The organism is Vibrio makurazakiensis (genome assembly GCF_050337375.1).
Lineage (GTDB): Bacteria > Pseudomonadota > Gammaproteobacteria > Enterobacterales > Vibrionaceae > Vibrio > Vibrio makurazakiensis.
Map to the genome: position 1 here is coordinate 1 of NZ_JAKJSW010000480.1, position 720 is coordinate 720.

The 720-nt window shown below is 42.6% G+C and carries 1 tRNA gene and 1 rRNA gene; both read right to left on the reverse strand.

Annotation, left to right across the window (positions count from 1 at the left end):
- Positions 1 to 405 precede the first annotated feature (405 nt).
- Positions 406 to 481, reverse strand: a tRNA-Ala gene (locus tag L4C33_RS22625).
- A gap of 74 nt (positions 482 to 555) precedes the next feature.
- A 16S ribosomal RNA gene (locus L4C33_RS22630) occupies positions 556 to 720 on the reverse strand; the annotation flags it as partial.

The following is a 720-nucleotide window of genomic DNA, read 5'->3' on the forward strand; positions in this document are numbered from 1 at the left end:
CCTAATCTGGGCTTATCGCAAGTTATTACGTCTTTCATCGCCTCTGACTGCCAAGGCATCCACCGTGTACGCTTAGTCACTTAACCATACAACCCGAAAGGGTCTTAATGTATGTTCAAACAACCAAGGTTTTTGGTTGTCATTAAGWAGGGTTAATTCTCAATGACTGTTTGCCGGACTCAATTGTGAATCAATGTAAACATTGATTCGAATACAAGACACTTGAATGTGTTTGTTGTGTTTATACCGTTCTTATTAAATAAGAGCAGATAAACATTGAGAACTTTTAAATTTGATTGAATTACTCGTAAGTAATCAATCAGTCAGCTTTCCAAATTGTTAAAGAGCTAGATATGTTTCATAAACACACCATTTTTAAATATTTTTAAGAAAAACACTTAAAGATGGTGGAGCTATGCGGGATCGAACCGCAGACCTCCTCGCTGCCAGCGAGGCGCTCTCCCAGCTGAGCTATAGCCCCATCTGGAAAAGTTTTTCTACTCTAAACTTCAAACCTAATCAATCTGTGTGGACACTTATCGTGATATCTTCGTATAAGGAGGTGATCCAGCCCCAGGTTCCCCTAGGGCTACCTTGTTACGACTTCACCCCAGTCATGAACCACAAAGTGGTGAGCGTCCTCCCCGAAAGGTTAAACTACCCACTTCTTTTGCAGCCCACTCCCATGGTGTGACGGGCGGTGTGTACAAGGCCCGGGAA